1 protein-coding gene is annotated in these 1677 nt (G+C 65.5%); it reads left to right on the top strand.

What is annotated here, in order from left to right; genetic code table 11:
• The coding region (locus ACFU6I_RS48595) for a condensation domain-containing protein (protein WP_384381003.1) at positions 1-1677 on the top strand (1677 nt) is incomplete at both ends.

A 1677-nucleotide genomic window follows, 5' to 3' on the forward strand; every position in this document is an offset into this window, starting at 1 on the left:
CGGGTCGATGATCAGGTGAAGGTTCGTGGTTTTCGTATTGAGTTGGGTGAGGTCGAGGTTGCGCTGGTGGGGCATCCGTTGGTGCGTGGTGCTGCGGTGTTGGTGCAGGGGCAGGCGGCGTCGAGGCGGTTGGTGGCGTATGTCGTCTCGGACGGGCCGGTGGATTCGGGGGAGTTGCGGGCGTTTTTGGGTGAGCGTTTGCCGGGTCACATGGTGCCTGGGGTGTTCGTTCCGTTGGAGGCTCTGCCGTTGAGTCCGAACGGCAAGGTGGATCGTGGGGCGTTGGCTGCGTTGCCGTGGATGGATCATGCGGTGGACGGGCGGGAGTTCGTGGCGCCGCGGTCGGAGGTGGAGGAGCGGCTGGCGGGGATCTGGGAGTCGGTGCTGGGCACGGGCCGGCCGGTGGGGGTGCATGACGATTTCTTTTCGCTGGGTGGGGACTCGATTCTGAGTCTGCAGGTGATTTTCCGGGCGAAGCAGTGCGGGTTGTTCTTCACGGTGAAGCAGTTGTTCGAGTTCCAGACGATTGCTGAGCTGGCTTTGGTGGTGGAGCGGCAGGATGCTGCGTCGGTGCGGGCGGAGCAGGGTCTGGTGACGGGCGTTGTGGAGTTGACGCCTGTTCAGCGGTGGTTCTTCGAGCAGGAGTTCGTGGCTGCTCAGCATGTGAATCAGTCGGTGTTGACGGAGGTGGGGTCGGGTCTTTCGTCGGGGCAGTGGGAGCGGGTGGTGGGGTGTCTGCTGGAGCAGCATGACGGTCTGCGGACTCGTTTTGTGCGGGAGGGGGACGGGTGGCGGGCGGAGGTTGCCGGGGTGCCGGAGGTGGTGCCGTGGCAGGTGCACGATCTGTCGTCGTGTCCGTCGGGTGAGTGGGAGGAGCGGCTGCGGGAGATTGCCGGGCGGGTGCAGGCGGGTTTGAGTCTGTCGGATGGGCCGTTGTTCCGTGCTGTGTTGTTCACGGGTGTGCCGGGGCGGGCGGACCGGTTGTTGTTGGTGGCGCACCATCTGGTGGTCGATGTGGTGTCGTGGCGGATTCTTCTGGAGGATCTGCAGGTTCTGGTGGAGCTGGTGCGGCAGGGGCGGGAGCCGGTTTTGCCGGCGAAGTCGAGTTCGTGGCAGGAGTGGGCGGGCCGTCTGGGTCAGGAGGCGCTGAGTGCGTCGACGGTGGGGGAGGTTTCGTACTGGGGTGAGCAGGCGGGGTCGGTTGGTGAGCTGCCGTTGGACGGTCGGGGGGCCGGGGGGAATACGGTCGGTGGCAGTCGGGTGTTGCGGGCGGTGCTGGGTGCGGGGGAGACGCGGGCGCTGTTGCGGGATGTGCCGGCGGTGTTCAACTCGCGGGTCAATGATGTGTTGTTGACGGGTGTGGCTGCTGCGGTCGGTGCGTGGACCGGTGATGGTCATGTGCGGGTGGATGTCGAGGGGCATGGTCGTGAGGATCTCTTCGATGATCTTGATGTGTCCCGGACGACGGGTTGGTTCACGACGATTTCTCCGTTGCGGTTGCCGGTTCCTTCGGCCGGGGGTCTGGGCGAGGGGCTGAAGCGGGTCAAGGAGCTTTTGCGTGCTCGTCCTCGGCAGGGGATCGGTTACGGTCTCCTTGCTCATGGGCCGGTCGAAACCGCTCTGACCGGGACCGTGCCCGCGCAGATCAGCTTCAACTACCTCGGCCAGTTCGACGGG

This window comes from Streptomyces sp. NPDC057486, assembly GCF_042802415.1.
Taxonomy (GTDB): domain Bacteria; phylum Actinomycetota; class Actinomycetes; order Streptomycetales; family Streptomycetaceae; genus Streptomyces; species Streptomyces yanii.